18 protein-coding genes, 1 tRNA gene and 1 pseudogene are annotated in these 18623 nt (G+C 55.3%); 13 read left to right on the plus strand and 7 right to left on the minus strand.

The window, feature by feature from the left end:
- Positions 1-134: 134 nt before the first annotated feature.
- Genes QMG90_RS15850 through QMG90_RS15870 form a run of 5 tightly spaced genes read left to right on the plus strand, consistent with a single transcriptional unit; the run spans position 135 to position 4284 of the window.
- A complete protein-coding gene (locus QMG90_RS15850) occupies positions 135-1283 on the plus strand; it encodes an ABC transporter ATP-binding protein (RefSeq protein WP_283280586.1) in 1149 nt (382 codons plus the stop codon).
- A gap of 6 nt (positions 1284-1289) precedes the next feature.
- Positions 1290-2285 (plus strand): NAD(P)H-quinone oxidoreductase, encoded by a 996-nt coding sequence (locus tag QMG90_RS15855; protein WP_283280587.1) that lies wholly within the window; start codon positions 1290-1292, stop codon positions 2283-2285.
- A complete protein-coding gene (locus QMG90_RS15860) occupies positions 2282-2896 on the plus strand; it encodes a glutathione S-transferase (protein WP_283280588.1) in 615 nt (204 codons plus the stop codon). The genes QMG90_RS15855 and QMG90_RS15860 overlap by 4 nt, the downstream gene beginning before the upstream one ends.
- Before the next feature lie 12 nt (positions 2897-2908).
- Entirely contained in the window at positions 2909-3358 is a 450-nt protein-coding gene (locus QMG90_RS15865) for a type II 3-dehydroquinate dehydratase (protein WP_283280589.1), read from the plus strand.
- Positions 3355-4284, plus strand: coding sequence for a 2-hydroxyacid dehydrogenase (locus QMG90_RS15870; RefSeq protein ID WP_283280591.1), 930 nt, complete (start codon positions 3355-3357; stop codon positions 4282-4284). The genes QMG90_RS15865 and QMG90_RS15870 overlap by 4 nt, the downstream gene beginning before the upstream one ends.
- 7 nt (positions 4285-4291) lie before the next feature.
- Here the strand turns inward: QMG90_RS15870 and QMG90_RS15875 are convergent, their stop codons facing one another.
- Entirely contained in the window at positions 4292-5254 is a 963-nt protein-coding gene (locus tag QMG90_RS15875) for a LysR family transcriptional regulator (protein WP_283280592.1), read from the minus strand.
- A 286-nt stretch (positions 5255-5540) separates the two neighbouring features.
- Here QMG90_RS15875 and QMG90_RS15880 point away from each other — a divergent pair, with 286 nt between their 5' ends.
- The 6 genes and pseudogenes from QMG90_RS15880 to QMG90_RS15905 all read left to right on the plus strand — a co-directional run bounded on the left by QMG90_RS15880 (position 5541) and on the right by QMG90_RS15905 (position 11406).
- Positions 5541-6572 carry an ABC transporter substrate-binding protein gene (locus tag QMG90_RS15880; protein ID WP_283280593.1) on the plus strand — a complete coding sequence of 344 codons (1032 nt, stop codon included), beginning with the start codon at positions 5541-5543 and terminating at the stop codon, positions 6570-6572.
- A 63-nt stretch (positions 6573-6635) separates the two neighbouring features.
- Positions 6636-7490 (plus strand): ABC transporter permease, encoded by an 855-nt coding sequence (locus QMG90_RS15885; protein WP_283280594.1) that lies wholly within the window; start codon positions 6636-6638, stop codon positions 7488-7490.
- Between the two features lies 1 nt (position 7491).
- Complete coding sequence (locus QMG90_RS15890; protein ID WP_283280595.1) at positions 7492-8310, plus strand: ABC transporter permease; 819 nt, start codon at positions 7492-7494, stop codon at positions 8308-8310.
- A 91-nt stretch (positions 8311-8401) separates the two neighbouring features.
- The gene (locus QMG90_RS15895) at positions 8402-9658 is read left to right on the plus strand and encodes a flavin-containing monooxygenase (protein WP_283280596.1); all 1257 of its coding nucleotides are present in this window, start codon (positions 8402-8404) and stop codon (positions 9656-9658) included.
- A gap of 144 nt (positions 9659-9802) precedes the next feature.
- Positions 9803-10435, plus strand: a complete 633-nt coding sequence (locus tag QMG90_RS15900; protein ID WP_283280597.1) for a helix-turn-helix transcriptional regulator — start codon at positions 9803-9805, stop codon at positions 10433-10435.
- Positions 10436-10516: 81 nt separating this feature from the next.
- Positions 10517-11406: pseudogene (locus tag QMG90_RS15905) on the plus strand (proline iminopeptidase-family hydrolase).
- A 38-nt stretch (positions 11407-11444) separates the two neighbouring features.
- Here the strand turns inward: QMG90_RS15905 and QMG90_RS15910 are convergent.
- From QMG90_RS15910 to glaH, 4 genes are all read right to left on the minus strand, one after another.
- Positions 11445-11521 (minus strand) — tRNA-Arg (locus QMG90_RS15910).
- 124 nt (positions 11522-11645) lie between these two features.
- Entirely contained in the window at positions 11646-12344 is a 699-nt protein-coding gene (csiR, locus tag QMG90_RS15915) for a DNA-binding transcriptional regulator CsiR (protein ID WP_283280599.1), read from the minus strand.
- Positions 12307-13572: an L-2-hydroxyglutarate oxidase gene (gene lhgO / locus QMG90_RS15920; protein WP_283280600.1), complete on the minus strand. Its 1266-nt coding sequence runs from the start codon at positions 13570-13572 to the stop codon at positions 12307-12309. Before lhgO ends, csiR begins: the two co-directional genes overlap by 38 nt.
- A gap of 27 nt (positions 13573-13599) precedes the next feature.
- Positions 13600-14562, minus strand: coding sequence for a glutarate dioxygenase GlaH (glaH, locus tag QMG90_RS15925; RefSeq protein WP_283280601.1), 963 nt, complete (start codon positions 14560-14562; stop codon positions 13600-13602).
- A gap of 379 nt (positions 14563-14941) precedes the next feature.
- Between glaH and QMG90_RS15930 the strand changes: the two genes are divergently transcribed.
- Positions 14942-15664 (plus strand): helix-turn-helix transcriptional regulator, encoded by a 723-nt coding sequence (locus QMG90_RS15930; protein WP_283280602.1) that lies wholly within the window; start codon positions 14942-14944, stop codon positions 15662-15664.
- 771 nt (positions 15665-16435) lie between these two features.
- Positions 16436-17062, plus strand: coding sequence for a fimbria biosynthesis transcriptional regulator FimZ (gene fimZ / locus QMG90_RS15935; RefSeq protein ID WP_283280603.1), 627 nt, complete (start codon positions 16436-16438; stop codon positions 17060-17062).
- Positions 17063-17112: 50 nt separating this feature from the next.
- Here the strand turns inward: fimZ and sfmF are convergent, their stop codons facing one another.
- Positions 17113-17631 carry a fimbria assembly protein gene (sfmF, locus tag QMG90_RS15940; RefSeq protein ID WP_283283984.1) on the minus strand — a complete coding sequence of 173 codons (519 nt, stop codon included), beginning with the start codon at positions 17629-17631 and terminating at the stop codon, positions 17113-17115.
- A complete protein-coding gene (fimH, locus tag QMG90_RS15945) occupies positions 17624-18622 on the minus strand; it encodes a type 1 fimbria D-mannose specific adhesin FimH (RefSeq protein WP_283283985.1) in 999 nt (332 codons plus the stop codon). Before fimH ends, sfmF begins: the two co-directional genes overlap by 8 nt.
- Position 18623: the final 1 nt, after the last annotated feature.

The following is an 18623-nucleotide window of genomic DNA, read 5'->3' on the forward strand; positions in this document are numbered from 1 at the left end:
GGCGAGCGCCGGCCCGCCCTTTCCTCTCTGCTTTAACTTTTCCAAACGCCAGCTTCAGGAAGCACTAACCGCGTGATGCGCGCTTAAGCCGTATGCTGGTGACACGCATTTGACAGCCCGTTTCCGGAGATCCCATGGTAAGTGCAGAAGTCACCCTCTTCCCGCAGCCTAAAACACTGCATCCTGTCGCGAACAACGCTAACGTTGCCGTCCGGCTTGATGGCGTACTGAAACGCTTTGGCGACGCCACCGCTTTACACAAAGTTTCCCTGATGATCGAGGAAGGCGAATTTATTACCCTGCTCGGCCCGTCAGGCTGCGGCAAGACCACGCTGCTGAATCTGATGGCGGGTTTCGCCGAAGCGGATGGCGGCGAGATCTTTATCGATGGTGATCTGGTGACGGATATCCCGCCATACCAGCGTGAAATCGGCATTGTGTTTCAGAACTATGCGCTGTTCCCGCATATGACGGTCGAGAAGAACGTGGGCTACGGCCTGCGTATGCGCGGCGTGCCAAAAGCCGAGATCGCCGAACGCGTTGCCCAGGCGCTGGAACTGGTGAAACTTGCCGGTTATGGCCATCGCAAGCCACGCGAACTTTCTGGCGGTCAGCAGCAGCGTGTGGCGCTGGCGCGAGCTCTGGTGATCCGCCCCAAAGTGCTGCTGCTCGATGAGCCTTTCTCCGCACTGGATAAAAACCTGCGCCTCTCAATGCAGGTTGAGTTAAAAGCGATTCAGCGCAAACTGGGCGTCACCACCGTGTTTGTGACGCATGATCAGGGTGAAGCGCTGAGTATGAGCGATCGCGTGGTAGTGATGTCGGCAGGGCATGTACGCCAGATTGGTACGCCGGACGAGATTTATCGTCGTCCGAAAGATCCGTTTGTCGCGGGCTTTGTCGGTGATGTAAACATTCTGCCGGGGCGCTACGCGGGTCGCGACGGCGAGGCGATGCTGGCGTTGGGCGGCAATGTGCTGCGTCTGCCCGCGGAGCGTGTACAGGCCACGATTGGCGAACGCCTTGATGTCTACGTCCGTCCGGAAAACGTTCAACTGGCGCCGCTGGGCCCGCTTTCGCTGTTCAGCGCCACGGTGATCGCGCATGTATTTCAGGGCGATCATGTCGATGTGCACCTTGATGCGCCCGCACTGGGCAATGCCACGCTGTTTGCGCGCCAGTCCGGGTTGAATGCGCTGACGCGCTGGCCCGTCGGCAGCCTGGTCGGTGTGAACGTTGATGACGAAGGCGTGTGCGCGTTTAGCACGGCGACAGGGGAATAAGCGCTGATGATGCCTGAAATAATGAACGCGGTCATAGCACGCCAGCCTGGCGGCCCCGGGGTGTTAGAACTCGTGCAACGCAAAGTACCGAAACCTGAAACCGGGGAAGTGCTGATTCGCGTCGCCAGTGCGGGCGTGAATCGTCCCGATATCCTGCAGCGCTCCGGCATGCCGTTGCCGCCGGGCGTCACTGATGTGCTGGGGCTGGAAGTCTCCGGCACCGTGGTCGCGCTGGGCGCAGGGGTTGCATTTCCCGCGGTTGGCACGCCGGTGATGGCGCTGCTCAACGGCGGCGGTTATGCAGATTACTGTGTGGCACGTGCCGAACTTTGTTTAGCCGTACCGGAAAACCTGCCGCTTTCGCAGGCGGCGGGTGTGCCGGAAGCGGCCTTTACCGTGTGGCATAACCTGTTTGAACTGGGGCGTTTGCAACCGGGCGAAACCGTGCTGATCCACGGTGCGGCCAGCGGCGTGGGCACATTTGCCATTCAGTGCGCACAGGCCTGCGGGGCGCGGGTGATGGCGACGGCAGGCGGTGCTGAAAAAATTGCGGCGCTGCGACAGCTCGGTGTCTGGCGTGCTATCAATCGCCACAGCGAAGATTTTGTCGCGGTCATTCTTGATGAAACCCAGGGACGCGGTGTGGATGTGGTACTGGATAACGTCGGTGGCGATTACGTGGCGCGCAACCTGAGCGTATTAGCGCCAGGCGGTCGTCATGTCAGCCTTTCTTTTATGCAGGGCGCGAAAATTGAACTCGATCTGCAACTGGTGATGCGTAAAGGCCTGAGCCTGACGTCATCCACGCTGCGCCCGAAAAGCGCAACGGAGAAAATGCGTCTGGCGCAATGCATCAGCAAACATCTGTTGCCGCTGATCGCCGCCGGAAAAATCGCCCCCACCCTTCATCAGACGTTACCGTTAGCGCAGGCCGCCGATGCGCATCGCATTCTGGAAGCCAACGCCAACATCGGCAAAGTGCTGCTGCAGGTGGCGTCATGATGCAACTCTTTTATGCCAGCACCTCGGCGTACGTCCGCAAAGTGATAGTCTGCGCGATCGTACTGGGTCTGGTTGATGCGCTGGAACGGCTGGATTCTGCTGCGCATCCGATCGTGCGCGACGAACGCATCGCGGCGTTTAATCCACTGGCTAAAGTGCCGGCGCTGCGTACCGAAAACGGGATGTGTCTCTATGACAGCCGGGTCATCTGCGAGTATCTCAACGCGCGTGCGCAGGGCGATTTATTCCCGGCAAACGGGGACGCGCGCTGGCGCAGTCTGGCACGACAGGCACTTGGCGATGGGATCATTGATGCCGCCTTGCTGGCGCGCTATGAGTTCAGCGCCCGCCCGCCCGAAAAGCAGTGGCAGGACTGGGCGGACGCGCAACTGAAAAAAGTCGCCGCCGCCCTGTCAGACATTGAGGCTCAGGTCAGCGGTTTTAGCGATCAACCCGACGATATCGGGCTCATTGCCATTGGTTGTGCGCTCGGTTATCTCGATTTCCGTTTTGCCGGACTCAACTGGCGTGACCGTCACCCGCTTACCGCCACCTGGTTCGCCGTTTTTGATGCGCATCCGGCCATGGCGGCCACGCGTCCACATGTTTAATCAGGAGTGCGCATGTCACAGCAAATCTATTTCCTCAACGGGCCGAACGCGAATTTGTACGGGCTGGATAAAAATGGCACCTACGGCAGCGACAGTTTTGCCAGCATCGGCGAGCGCTGCCAGCGTCGCGCCGACTCGCACGGTGTTATTTTGCATTTCCGCCAGAGCAACCACGAAGGCGTGCTGGTCGACTGGATCCAGGAAGCGCGTCAGCATGCCGCCGGGCTGATTATCAACGCCGCAGGTCTGACTTACAGTTCAGTGCCGATCCTCGATGCGTTATTGATGTTTGATGGCCCGATTATTGAAGCGCATATGAGCAACATCTGGAAGCGTGAACCGTTCCGTCACCATTCCATGGTGTCGAAAGCCGCCACTGGTGTGATTGCCGGTCTGGGTGTGGCAGGTTATGAGCTGGCGATTGATGCCGTGGTCAACCTGCTGGGAACGCACGCCGCATGAGTACATTAGTGTTTTACAGCGAGTTCGACAGCTTCGACGAGTGGTCGGCCTTACTTGCACCGTATTTGCCCGGCGTGACGATTTGTCGCGCCGAAATGGTGCAAAAAACGGATGACGTGCACTATGCGCTGGCATGGAAACCACCACGCGGTTTCTTTGCGCCCTACCGCAATCTCAAACTGCTGGTGAATCTCGGCGCGGGTGTCGATTCGCTGGTCGGTCGCGACGATCTGCCGGATATCCCGATTATTCGGCTGTCTGACCCTGATATGGCGCGCATGATGGCCGGTTATGTGCTGTTTGCCGTGCTGCGCTACGCGCGTGATATTCCGGCATTCGAGCGTGCGCAGCGTGAACAGCGCTGGCATTACCTGCATCCGCGCGACCCCTCCGGCATCCGTGTCGGTGTGCTGGGGTTGGGAGAGTTAGGTGCGTATACGGCGCGGGAACTGGCGCGACAGGGTTTCGATGTGCGCGGCTGGTCGCGTTCGCAAAAAGAGATTACGGGTATTCGCTGTCGCAGCGGTCTGGAATCGCTGAATGATTTTCTCAGCCAGAGCGACATTCTGGTGGTCATGCTGCCCCTCACCCCGGACACGACGGGCTTGCTCAGTGCCGAACGGCTGGCGCAGCTCCCGCCTGGCGCAGCGTTCATCAATGTGTCGCGCGGGGCGATTGTCGATCAGGCGGCGCTGACGGCAGCGTTGCGTTCAGGACAGATTGCGCACGCCACGCTGGATGTGTTTGACCGCGAACCGCTGCCGCCGCACGATCCGCTGTGGCGGATGGAAAACGTGCTGATCACGCCGCATCTGGCTTCCGTCGCCATTCCTGCCAGCGCCGCCCGGCAGGTCGCTGAAAACATTCACCGCGCCGCACGCGGAGAACCGGTGACGAATCAGGTGTTCCCGGCGCGCGGCTATTAGCACAGGCTCACGCCACCCGCACCACCTGCGGGTCAAAATAGCTCGGTGCCGCCATGCCAGGAATATACTGGTCGGAAATAAAGATGCGACAGCGCTCGGCAAAGGCGTTCACCACCATTGAATGCTGCGTATGGGCGACGGTCGCGTAACCGAGTTGCATCGGCCTGTTCACCCCCGCCAGCCGCACGCGGATCAGGCGTTTGCCATCCTGAGACAGATGCGCTTTTGGCCGCACGTTGGCGATACCAAATCCCACGCCGTTTGCCACCATCGCGCGCACCACTTCCATATTGCCGGAACGCATCACCACATTCGGCGTGACGCCCGCTTCGCTAAAGAGTCCAAGGAAATATTCACGGCTCCACGGCATATCCAGTAAGACCATCGGCATCGTCGCCAGCTCCTGAATCGTCACCGCCGATTGCGTGGCAAGCGGATGATGTTCACCCACCATCACATACGGCGGCAACTGCGCCAGCGAAGTAAAGGCGATGTCATTAGCCGGGACTAAATCATACGTCAGGGCGATGTCGATATCGGCTGAGCGCAGTTGTTTCAGCAACTGTTCATGGTTGCCTTCCACCAGCGTAATGCGCACGCCGGGAAACGCGCGGCCAAAGCCGAACACCAGTTCTGGCGTCAGCATGGGAGCCAGCGTATCCAGACAGCCCACGCGCAGCGGGCCGCGCACGTTGTTCATCGATTCCGATGCGATCGTATAAAGGTTCAACATCTGTTCCAGAATAAGCTTCGCCTCTTTCAGAACCTGATGACCGATAGCGGTCAGCGACACGCCCTGCGCGTGATGACGCACAAAGAGCTGTACGCCAAGTTCAGATTCGATATGGGTGATGGCAGCAGAGATCGACGGCGATGAAACGTGGATGCGTTCTGATGCGCCAATAATGCTTCCGGCTTCTCCGGACGCGACAAAGTATTCCAGCTGACGCTGGGTTATGCGACTGAGCATGCAGGTTCTCCTGAGATTGCCGGCGCGATCATGTCGCGCCAGTCATTCTAATAGTGCAGATCCTCCTGCACTTATCATGCCAGATTTCAAATTGCAGCATAATCGCCTGGCCTGATGAGGACTCTCCTGCGTCAGAAATCCTGATGCAACGACGAGGAAAAGGCTGTTTTACGGAATTCTCTCACCGCGGCATTATCGATTTCACACCAGGGAACACCGTTTGCACCCCTTTGGCGCGCCGGGTTTCAGATTGCTACACCAGTCATTTCAATATGGGGATAAGAATATGTCGCGTAAGATTTTTGCCTTAACGTTGTTGACCACGATGGTGTTAAGCGCAGGAAATGCAATGGCCGCCGACAAGCTGATTGTCAGCACCTGGGGCGGCGGTTTTAAAGATCTGATCGATGAGACCATTGCAAAAGAGTTCACCAAAGAAACCGGCGTAGAAGTCCAGTTTGTTACGGGTGGCACCATTGATCGTCTTAACAAAGCCAAACTGGCTGGCGGCACGCCTGAAACTGACGTGACCTTTACCACCTCGCACGTGGGTTTTCTGTACGCCAACTCGGGCCTGTTTGAAAAACTCGATATGAGCAAAATCCCGAATGCCGCGAATCTGGTGCAGCAGGCGAAAGTCAGCCCCTGGCACCTCGGCGTATGGGGCTACGTTTACACCATCGGCTATCGTCCGGATCTGGTGCCAAAGGGCGAAACCTTTGAGAGCTGGAACGATCTGTGGAAGCCCGAACTGAAAGGCATGCTGGCGCTGCCAGACTGGGATCCGAGCCATATCATCGCGGTTTCCGCCAGACTCTCCGGCACCGATGCCGCGCACTGGCAGCAGGGCCAGGCGAAGATGAAAGCACTGATCCCGAATATCAAATCTTTCTATACCGATGATGCCAACAGCCAGCAACTGATCTCCACGGGGGAAACGCCGGTACAGGTAATGCTGTCGATGAACGCTTACAACATGCTTGCTGAAGGGGTGAACATCAAACTGGCGATCCCGAAAGAAGGCGCGATTCTGGGCGTCGATACCGTCGGTATCAACAAAGGCACCAAACGTGCGGATCTCGCGTATAAGTTTATCAATATCGCCCTGAAGCCCGAGATTCAGGAGCAGGTGGCGAAGATTTATCACGGCAGCCCAACGGTCACCAACGCGCATATCGATCCCGAACTGGCAAAACTGCCGGGCATGCTGACCACGCCTGAACAGTGGAATGCCACCATCAATACTGATCCGCAACTGCGTGCCGAAAAGACCGCAGAATGGCGTCAGTGGTTCTCTGAAAACATCATGTCTCATTGATTGACCGGGCGGCCCGCGGGTCGCCCATTTCTACCCGTACCACATTACGCAGGCAGCACGTCTATGACGAGAAAACCGACATTTTTACCGTGGTTCATTATTCCCGCCACGCTGACCGCAACAGGGCTTTTTTTCGCCATGTTCGCTGTGATGCAGTTCAGTGTGCGCGCTTATATTCCCGGTTCGCTCGACGTGGGCGGATTTACACTGGCGAACTTCAGCGGATTGCTTAAAAGCATCTATGCCGGTGCTTTTATTAACACCGTCATGCTGAGCGCCAAAACCGCGGTCTTCGGCCTGTTGATGAGTTATCCGCTGGCGTATGCCCTGGTGCGCACCCGCACGACGTGGATCAAATCCACGATTTTGATTATCGCGATTACGCCGCTGTTTCTCGGTGAAGTCGTGCGCACCTATTCATGGATTATCGTGCTGGGGAACAGCGGCTTCCTGAATAGTCTGTTGCTGGCGTTGGGCATCATCTCAACCCCCATTCAGTTTATGTTTACACAAACTGGCGTGGTGTTGGCGCTGGTGCATGTCACTATGCCGATCATGGTGTTGATGCTGGCGACCGCGTTGTCACACATCAACCCGGATTACGAGAAAGCCGCCACCAGCCTCGGCGCAGGCCCGATCCGCACCTTGCTGACCGTGACGATCCCACTGTCGCTCCCCGGTATTATCGCCAGTCTCACCACCGCTTTTGCCTGGACCTTCAGCGCTTTCGCCACCCCACAACTCATTGGCGGCGGACGCGTCAGTACCGTGGCGACCATGGTTTATCAACTGGGCTTTTCGTCGATGAACTTTCCGTTCGCCGCGGCCCTGAGCATTGCCGGTTTAGTCCTGACCATTCTGGTGCTGATGGCGCTGAAACGCATGACACGATTCCTGCACGCAATGGGAGATCATTAATATGACCCGTTCGATGAACGATAAACTGACAACGCTGGCAGGCCGCCTGCTGGTTGCCGCGATTCTGATCTTTGTCATGCTGCCGACCATCGTGGTGTTTATCTCCTCGTTCAGCAGCACCGCCGTGTTGTTCTTCCCGCCGAAAGGCTGGTCGCTGCGCTGGTTCGAGCGTGCGGTGAATTACGATGATTTCCGTCACGGCTTTTACTCCGGGCTGATTGTTACCGCATGGGCATCGTCGCTGGCAGTGATCATCGGGACGACGCTGGCGATTGCCATTGAGCGCTATTCCTTCCCGTACAAGCAGGTGCTGGAAGGGGTTCTGATGTCGCCGCTGTTCATCCCGCACTTCACGATTGGCCTGGGCCTGTTGATGCTGGTATCGCAACTCAATCTGGGGCGCGGTTATCCGCTGGTGATTTTCTGCCACATCGTTCTGGTACTGCCGTTTGTGCTGCGCAGTGTTTACGTGTCGCTAAAAAACCTCGAACAGCGCATTGAGCTGGCGGCGGCAAGTCTCGGCGCTTCGCCACTGCGCGTGGTGTGGACCATCACCGTGCCGCTGATTTTGCCAGGCCTCTTTGGCGGCTGGCTGTTTGCGGCGATCCTCTCCTTTAATGAATTTACCGCGTCGCTGTTTATTACGACGCAGACAACACAGACCTTACCGGTAGCGATGTACAACTATGTCCGTGAATTTGCGGACCCGACACTGGCAGCCCTGTCAGTCATTTATATTGCTGTCACCGCCGCGATGTTAATTATCGCCAATAAGTTTTTAGGTCTGGGGAAAATATTAAACGTTGAAGCCAGACATTAATTAATAGTGAACGCCTGATTATCATTAATACGACACCCGATAACGCTTAGCGATGTAAATATCGAGGGTCGCTTATATTTAGAGGTTTAACATGTCAGCAGAGAAAATTAATACCGTGATTGTCGGCGCCGGTCAGGCGGGTATTGCCATGAGTGAACATCTGGCGCAAATGGGGGTGCCCCACGTCGTGCTGGAGCGCAGCCGCATTGCTGAACGCTGGCGCTCAGAACGCTGGGATTCACTGGTGGCGAACGGCCCCGCCTGGCACGACCGTTTCCCGTCGCTGAAATTTGATAATATTTCCCAGCAAGCCTTTCCACCGAAAGAACGGATGGCTCAGTATTTCGAAGATTATGCGAAGATGCTGAATGCGCCAGTGCGTACCGGCGTTGACGTGCATCAGGTTACGCGTCTGGCAGGACGCAGCGGCTTCAGGGTAGTGACCTCTGCTGGTGATTTTGAGGCCGACAATGTGGTGGCCGCCACCGGCCCGTTCCAGAAACCGTCTTTTCCCCGGATCGTGCCCGAAAGCGCCGGGGTGCATCAGATGCACTCTTCCGTCTACAAAAATCCGCAGCAATTGCCCGCGGGCGGCGTGCTGGTGGTGGGCGCGGGAGCGTCTGGTACACAAATTGCTGAAGAACTACGTAAATCGGGCCGGGACGTGTATCTGTCGGTCGGCGAACATTATCGTCCGCCACGCGCTTACCGTAACCGTGATTACTGCTGGTGGCTCGGGGCGCTCGGACTGTGGGATGAAGTTAAAATAAAGCCGAAGAAAGAGCATGTGGCCTTTGCGGTGAGCGGTTACGAAGGCGGTAAAACCGTGGATTTCCGCCGTCTGGCGCATATAGGTATTACGCTGGTGGGTATCACCAGAAGCTGGGATAACGGTGTGCTGAGCTTTGCCGAGGGTCTGGCCGAGAATATCGATGCGGGTGACAAAGCCTATTTTGACGTGCTGCGCGATGCGGATGCCTACATTGAACGCAACGGTCTGGATCTGCCACCAGAGCCGCAGGCGTGGGAGCTACTGCCGGATCCCGAATGTCTGCGTAATCCGCTGGCGCATTTAGATATTGCAGCGGCGGGCATTACCACAATTATCTGGGCGACCGGCTTTAAGTTTGATTTTAGCTGGCTGCAGGTGGATGCCTTCGATGAAAAAGGCCTGCCGTTTCATAAACGTGGTATTTCAGCAGAACGCGGAATTTATTTTCTCGGCCTGCCGAATCTGGTCAACCGCGCATCATCCTTTATTTATGGTGTATGGCATGACGCAAAATACATTGCCGATCATATTGCTTTGCAGAACGCTTATACCGACTATGACCCCTACAGGATTTAAATAACCCCCTCAAACCCTGGTTATCAACAGGATCCGGGTCGTTACCCTGAGCGGCACCAAAATTGCATGGTTCTGTATGAGTCACATAAAGATTTGTACAAACCATGCCCGTGGCGTGGCACCGTTCAACGTGAGGGGATAAGCATGCCAGTTGAGATCAAGCGCCCTGGAAATACGGATTCGACCAGGCTTAAAGCAGCGTTCGCCAGGCTGTTTGCCCGGACGCAATCATTGGATTTTGATGCCGTGATTCACCACGCTTCGCCGGTTCTACGTTCGCTTGAGGGAGAACTGATTACCCCTTCGTTACTGGAAATGCGTAATGCACCGGCCGATATGCATCAATTATGGTGCGAACGTGGCTGTTATCAGGCCGATCCGGTGCAGCGTTACGCCTTGCAAAGTTGCGTGCCGTTGCATCTTCCAAATGGCGAATTTGTTACCCTGACAGGCATGTTAACCCGTCATTATCTGCACCCTGATATCAACGATACACTCGCCCGGATGATGTTTCTTGCACATCACTTTCAGGAGACAGCTTTTCCGCTGTTTGACGCCTCAATGCGTACCTGTTGCCACATCCGGCTGAGTAACCGCGAGCGCGAGTGTCTGGCGTGGTCCGCCGAAGGGCTGACGGCAAAACAGATTGCCCGTAAACTGCATCGCTCGGTCGCCACGGTCACGCTGCATCTGAACACCGCGGCGAAAAAACTCGGCGCGACGAATCGCGTACAGGCTGTCGTCCGCGCTATACACTACCGCCTGCTCGATAGTTAAGAACTAGCATTTTTACTAGTATTCAGCACGGCCCGGGACGTTCTACCCTGAGAGCAGGTTCACTTCAAAGGAAAACGTCCTATGTACACCATTCGCGAAGGCTTTGCGCCCTTTCAGGGCTATCAGACCTGGTTTCGCATCTGCGGCGATCTGCATAACGGGCAGACGCCGCTGGTGGTAGCTCACGGCGGCCCAGGTTGTACTCATGATTATGTTGATGCGTTTAAAGATATTGCCGAAACCGGACGCGCCGTTATCCATTATGATCAACTGGGAAACGGGCGTTCCACCCATCTGCCGGATGTCGATCCCTCATTCTGGCAACCTTCCCTTTTTCTTGCCGAGCTGACTAACCGCTCCTGGTTCTGGGTATTAATGAGGACTACGCCTTGCTCGGTCAGTCCTGGGGCGGAATGCTGGCGGCGGAACATGCCGTCACGCAGCCGCCAGGTTTGAAAGCGCTTATCCTCGCCGACACGCCGGCATCCATCGCACTGTGGATGGATGCCGCCGCCAGACTCCGCGCTGAGCTGCCAGCAGAGGTGCAGGCCACATTGCTGAAACATGAAAAAGCGGGAACGCTCGACAGCGAGGAATACAAAGCGGCAAGCATGTTTTTTTATCAGCGCCACGTTTGCCGCCTTGATCCCTGGCCAGACGATGTCATGCGTACCTTTGCGGCGCTGGAATCCAATCCTGGTGTGTATCTGGCCATGAACGGCCCCTCGGAATTTCACGTGATTGGCACGTTGAAAAACTGGAGCATTGTTGACCGACTCGGGCAAATTACAGCGCCAACCCTGCTTATTTCCGGGCGCTACGACGAGGCAACCCCGGAAGTCGTACAGCCTTTTATGGATAAAATCAGCGGCGCGAAGTGGGTCATTTTTGAGAACTCAAGCCATATGCCCCATGTAGAAGAGCGGCAACGCTGTATGCAAGTCGTGGGAGATTTTCTGCAGGCAAATTGAAACCGCGTGATACGGGGATAACTGCGTTGACCTGGAAATGGCACGCCCTACAGGATTCGAACCTGTGACCTACGGCTTAGAAGGCCGTTGCTCTATCCAGCTGAGCTAAGGGCGCACTGAGAAGTCGGGAACTTCGCGGTGTGAAACGCCTGGAATTATACGGTCAACGCCTGCTGAGTCAATGGCTTTTCCCCCAACCCGGCGTTTCTGCTGTACTGTTGCTTATTTGCTAACCGGAATCACACCGCGCTCTGCTGACGCTTCAGCGCCATCGCCTGTTGGATGATGGGGATGGGCGTCAGCAGGTGCTGGCGCATCCGTTCGCAGGCGAGGCTGGCGTCCCGCGCCAGTATCGCGTCGACCAGTTCCTGATGCTGGTCGTGCTTGTCTTCCAGCATTTCGACCGACAATACCGTTTCACGTAGCCAGATAAACCGGTAGCGTGCCGCAAGGTCAAACAACCTCTCACGCATCTGCAACAGATACTGCGAACCGCAGCCATCCACAATAGCCGTGTGGAACGCCTGATGCCGTTGGTCCCACGCTTCCAGCATCCCTTCACTGGCGTTGCTGGCGGAGAGTTTGTTCAGCATGTGCGCCCGGGCGAGAATTTCCGCTTCCCACGCGTCTCCGCCCCGCGCAATCGCCAGCCCCACCAGCATTGCCTCCATGTTGGCGCGCGCATCGAAGATATCAAGCAGTTCCGTCTCGGACATTGGCGCGACACGGTAGCCTTTCTGATTCACCACGGTAACCAGCCGTTCGGCCACCAGTTGCGACAGCGCCTCCCGCAGCGGCCCGACGCCGAGTGCGTAACGTGCGGTCAGCAGGCTCATCCGCAGTTTCTCCTCCGGCTGCCAGACACCGCGAATAATATCGTTCTTGAGCCGCCGGTAACCGTCAACCGGGACTGAAGGGATCGAGGCGGTTTGTCCCATGGTTTTTTCTCCCGGGCGATGTGGTTTGCTGGCTGTCGAGCAGGCTCTGCACTTTACTGACAATGTGCGCGCCAATAGGTATCGCCGACGTTGCGGCCGGAGACGGGGCGTTACAGGTATGAATCGTGCGTCGCGTGGTGACGAACAGAAAATCGTCGATGAGTTTCCCGTCCGGTGACACCGCCTGCGCCCTGACGCCCGCAGGCCAGGGCTGTAAATCTTCGGCACGCAGGCTGGGGCAATACTTTTGCACCTGCCGCAGATAGCCGCTTTTACACAGCGAATTTTTCATTTCGTGTAACCCGGCGCGCAGGTTGCCGTTCAGCACGCGGCGGATCCCCGGCGAACGCAGAATTTCCAGCGTGTCCTGCAGCGAAATATCGCGCTTGCGATAACCTTCGCGTTTAAAGGCCAGCACCGCGTTGGGGCCGACCGTCACGCTGCCGTCAATCATGCGCGTCAGGTGCACGCCAAGGAACGGCATCGCCGGGTCGGGAATCGGGTATATAAGATGGTTGACGATCTGATTGTGCTGCGGAGCAAGGCGGAAATATTCCCCACGGAACGGGCAGATAATAAAGCCGGGATCGAGCCCGAGCATGCTGACCAGCCTGTCAGCCATTAGTCCGGCGCAGGTGATGAGCGTCGAGGCTTCCAACTCCTGCCCCTGTTTCGTTCTCACCACCACGCCGGTCGCATGTTCTTTCAACGCGCTGACCTCTGCGCAATATATAATCTCGCCGCCGCTGTCGCGAAACCGTTGCGCCATCGCTTCCGTGACCTCGCGATAACTGACGATCCCGCTGGAGGGAACAAAAATGCCGCCCAGGCCACGGATGTTCGGCTCACGCTCGCGCAGTGCTTCTGCGCTCAGCCAGTAGCGCTCCAGCTGGTTTTCGGCGGTGCGATCCCATAGCGCCCGCATACGCGCCATTTCCAGCGGCGAGGTGGCAACCAGTATTTTTCCGCAGGTCTCGACGCGGATGCCGTTTTGCTCGCAAAACGCTTTTGTCGCCCGGTTTCCGGCGAGGCAAAACTGCGCTTTGAGAGTACCTGGCGTGTAATACACCCCGGCGTGGATCACCCCGCTGTTGCGCCCGGTCTGGTGCTGCGCGGCGGCAGACTCTTTTTCCAGTAACGCAATTCGGGCATCGGGATAGACCCCCGCCAGTTGCATGGCAGTCGACATCCCGATGATGCCGCCGCCGATAATCACAAAATCATACATCCAGTGAATTCCTTCGCCAGTGAGGGGTTACGGCATTACGGGATCGCAGAAATAACCGCGTTGGCGCATCAGTTCGCGGCGCAGATCCGGGTGTGGCGTAAAACGATCGCGTCCGTGCAACCAGAAGAGATTGTTAATGAGCAGGAACTGGCCGACCGGCACCGGCACGGAGAGGATTTGCTTACTGGTCTCCAGCGCATCCGAGAGCGCACTCAGCCAGGTCCCCTCCTGCAGATCTTTGGGTTGCACAAACTGGTCGATGTAACGCATCACCGGTCGCCCTTGCGTGTCAACGTCAAACACCGGGTGCCAGATATCCTTGCTGACATTCTTGCTTGGCGGTGCGGCCCAGCGCATCGGGCGGCGCGCCAGCGGATGGGTGAAGAAGCGCTCCAGATGTTCCCAGTCGTCGAGGTGCAGCAATAGCGAATTGCCGCCCTGCATGTTCTGCTCGTCGATTTTCATCATCAGCACATAATCGGTCGGTTCTTCGACATAGGTTCCGTCATTATGCAGTTCCATCACACGATGCGGCTGCCGCAGATAACTGTCAGAATTATCGACATTTTGCACCACGAAGCGGGCATAATACTGCCCACTCATCGCATCAAAATTGGAGCGACCAACCAGATGCGCCACGGCAGTCGCCAGTTTGACCATCTCATCAGCCTGCGCCACATTGTCCAGCCCCGGTGCCGCTACCAGTAATGCCCCTTCGCTGCGCGACAGCAATGCCTTAAACAGCAGAGGACGCAACTGGTTGCCACACAGATCATCAAGGATTTGCGCCACCCGGAAACGCAGGAAAGATTTGTATTCCAGCGCCTGCACCGGCCACTGTGCCACCTCCTGCAAAAATTGCTGTGTCACCTCTGTGGTAAAAGTGAGTTCAAGCAGACGAGGTGACTGGCGTGAAGGGGTTACGGTAAAACCGATACTGGAGCGTGACAGGTCGGACGGGCTCTGTTTCAGGGCAGTCAGTGCATTCATCAGAATCAATCCTCTCGGTAGAGTATCAGGCAGAGATGACGCTATTTATTTCGTCGCCATACCCTAAAAATATCTACATTTTTTAAAATTGCGCATAAAACAGGCTGTTTGTTTATTTTTTGTGATCAAAGGCAATATATATTTAACAACGCAATTCATCGCAACCTCTCCCGCAGCCTCCCTCGCAACTGCGAAATGTCTCAGTGGGTTTTAAGTATCGCCTGGTTTTTAGACGATTCCCGCTTCAGGACAATGGAGGTTCAACGATTCCGGCATACCAGCCTGTCACGATTTCAGTTTATTACCGCCAGGGAAGCGTATCTGGTTCGCATAAGACTCTCTGATATTCTCAATGGGCTTACGGCGTGAGAGGGAATTTATGCGCGTGGTGTTACGCAGGGAAAGACGTCGTCGCAATGTGACCCCGGTGGGCGGGTCCCGCTTACCATTACCGCATTATGCGTTGGTTGACCGGCTCGATCTGCTGGCGAACCCGGCCACCAACCAGGTAGCCTCCCTGGGCGACAGGTTGCTCCTGGTGACGCAGGACAACTACCTCGCGACCGGTATCCGCTACTGCCCGCCGCCACTGGCCTGCAGTACGATTTTTCCCTGTCTGGAAGACGCGCTCGACGCCCGGCAAAAGTGGGGTTCCTCACGCATTATTATCGATCTCAACGGCAGCACAACTTCAGTGCTCGACACCCTGCATCAACTGCATCTCATCAACCAACAGCAACCCGAGCTGGCGGTTGACCTGCTGACGGAAGTGGATGACCGCGAAATCGTGCATTTTATTGAGGCGAGCTGCCTGTGCCGGATTATCGACCGTCGCATCACATTGAGCGGTGTGCAACAGGCGCTGGCGTTTCCGCGCGTGGTGTTTAATCACCCCAGGACGCGTTTTAGCCGCCAGGAGTGGCAGATTATTCGCCTGATGGCACACGGCATGACGTTGCGAAATATCGCCACGCAGCAAAACCGCCCCTACCACCGCATTATTTATCGCCTCACGCGCATCCTGGCACTGTTGAAATTACCGAAACGGCTGCAATTTATCCGCCTGTTACAGCGATTAAGCGGAAACGCGTTCCCTTACTGATTTAGGAAATTACTTAATTTCTTGTTAAATAATAGTAAATTAGTAACATTTTCAAAACAATTACAACTATTCCTAAAAAAACGCCAGCTTCAGAATTTATAACCAGATAAATGCAACACACCGGTTTATATTGCTACGAAAATTTTCCCCTGGGTCAACCTGAGAACAATTCTTCGATGAAAATATCAACAACAGCATGTTATTGACCAGTAAAACGCGACCCGCACAGACGATCCTGCTGAGACCAGCGCAGCTCGCGAGATCGGTCCAGAACAGCAATAAACCGCGATAAATTCTGAATTCAGCCGCAGGTTTACATTTTGCCTTCATAATAAACGTTCAGAAATTTATTTAACAACAGATCAACAACCAGTCATTAATGTCGTTTTTCCTCATTATCTTAACGGTTAATTTTATCATTAAGAAAAATCCTAGCCAGTTACGCCAAAACAGAAAATATTGTTACCTGTCGTCAGAATATCCTAACTGGTAAAGCTTTTTGTCAATTTCACAGGCTTTTCCAGGAAAAGTTACCAGGTATAATCAGTGATGTCAGGATAAGAAATAATAATATGACATCGTGCTTATTTATTCTTTCGTAGAATAAATGAACCGCCTTCGAATAAGTAATAGCTACGCATACAGGAACGCTTTTGTACTTTCCATGGAAACATACTTCGGTATCAGGATTTCTTGATTTTATCCTTCCAGCTAGCGGTGGATCCGGAAAGGATTCGGCACGACTGTTCTAACAATCTGAGGAATAGAAAAATGAAACCGCATTCCGTAATTATTATGGACGAACAGCCCATCGTCAGAATGTCAATTGAAGTCTTACTGCATAAAAATAAGGATATCGAGGTGGTTCTGAAAACCGATGATAATCGGGAATTACTCGATTATCTTCGCCATAATCCCACCGATATGGTTATTCTGGATATCGAATTACCCGGCACAGATGGTTTTTCTTTGCTCAAAAGAATCAAGGAGATAAATCACCGAACCAAGGTGTTGTTTTTATCTTCCAAGTCAGAATCTTTCTATGCCGGACGAGCGATACGAGCGGGCGCGAATGGATTTGTCAGCAAACGAAAGGATCAAAACGACATCTATAAAGCGGTGGAAATGTTGCTGGCGGGATATTCTTTTTTTCCGTCATCATCACTGTCGATGATCAACCACTCACGGCGTGGCGACCTGCCGGAACTGCCATTATCGAATCGTGAAGTGATGGTACTGCGTTATCTGGCAAACGGGTTGACAAATAAAGAGATCGCCGATCAATTATTATTGAGCAACAAAACGATCAGCGCTCATAAGTCAAATATTTTCAGCAAACTTGGTGTTCACACCATTGTTGAATTGATTGATTATGCGAAAGCCCACGAATTATTATAAGCAACACGAACTCCCGAGCAAAAAATATCATTCGGGAGTTCACTTCATTCTCAATTATAATTAATCATAAATGTGGCATCCGCGTCCGCGACGCCGGGCTGAGGATCGTTCGCCATCGCGATGTAATTCGCGAAAAACTGCAACGTCGCATTACCCAGCGCATCGACGACTACGTCCTGGCTGGCCTGTTCCAGCGGCAGGCGGGTCCGGTCTTTATCACGGATTTCCACCGCCACCCTGCTGGCCTGGCTGTTGCCGTTCAGCCCCAGCAGGGTGCTGTCCTGCGTGTCAGGCGTGCCGGAAAAGGTGATGGATGCGGCGCCCGGCGGGCAGCCAGTCAGCTTCAGGGTAAATGGCACTTCCTGAGTGGTATTCCCCGCCTGCTGCAGTTGTTTCGTCGGCCAGCGCCCCAGTTGCACGGTTTTGTTGCTGTCCCCCACCTCAGCGACGCAGGTGAAATCCACGACATTGCCCCGCAGCTCAATGTTGATTTCACCAAGCGGCGTTTGCGCCTGTACGGTCAGGGTGGTGAGTAGCATCAGGCCAGCAAATACGCGCCCGTTAATCATAGTCGACACGCAGGTACCCCCTCGCCGTAAATGGCCCTTCGCTGGGTTTGTTTCCCGTTACGCTCACCGGCCAGGCGCGAATCGGCACCTGCGCCTGAGCGCTGTCATTCAGCCGGAAAGGAATTTTGCTGGTGAGATTATTGGGCGTCAGCGGGTTGCCGGAACCGTCGGCAATGATAAATCCCAAATCCGGGTTATCTGAGATCATCGTGTTGCCCTGCGCCTGTTCGGCTTCAATACGCATACTCAGATATGCCTGCGCCTCAACGTTGGTACATTTGATGGCGACCGTTTTCTGCTGCACAGAAACGCCTTGCGGTCGATTCCCTGCCCCGGCCCTGCTGAACAGCGACGCGCCGATATCGCCGAAGTCGAACTCCACCACATTACCGGCGTTGATGGCGCAGTTCTGCGGCACTTCAATGATACCGCTGTAGCTGATGGTATAAACCGCCGTGGTCAACGGATCGCCCTTCGTCGTCGTGACGTACACGCGAAACATGATCTGCCGCGGGATCACCACCATGTTGATAAACCGCCGCATAACTTTCAGGCGAAACACCAGCTTTGAATCCTTAACCGGGAAAGGCTGATTTTTCGAGACGTTGGGGTGAGATCCCATCTGGATGTAATTCTGCGGCGGATGGAACACCCCGGCGAAGCTGTCGGTTATCTGCATCGCGCCGTTAAGGTACTCGTTCAACTTGAGGTACTGAAACCCGCTCTCCACGCTCTGCACCGGGAGATCAGAAACGTAACTGCGCAGGGTGGTATTCCCCGACGTACCTTTCGGGCAGACCGCGTTTACCCCCACCCAGCCGGATTTATCGCTCAGCGTCACGATTTGCCCGGGCTGATTGTTCGCGCTGCTAAACGTGTCGGTCAGATCGTAAAAGATGTCCGTTGCCACCCCGTTTTCGTTGTAGCACACCGTCGCCAGCGCATGGCTGGCGGGCAGCAACAGTAGTGCCACCAGCCAGTATTTTTTCATC

This window comes from Trabulsiella odontotermitis, assembly GCF_030053895.1.
In the GTDB taxonomy this organism is placed as follows: domain Bacteria; phylum Pseudomonadota; class Gammaproteobacteria; order Enterobacterales; family Enterobacteriaceae; genus Trabulsiella; species Trabulsiella odontotermitis_C.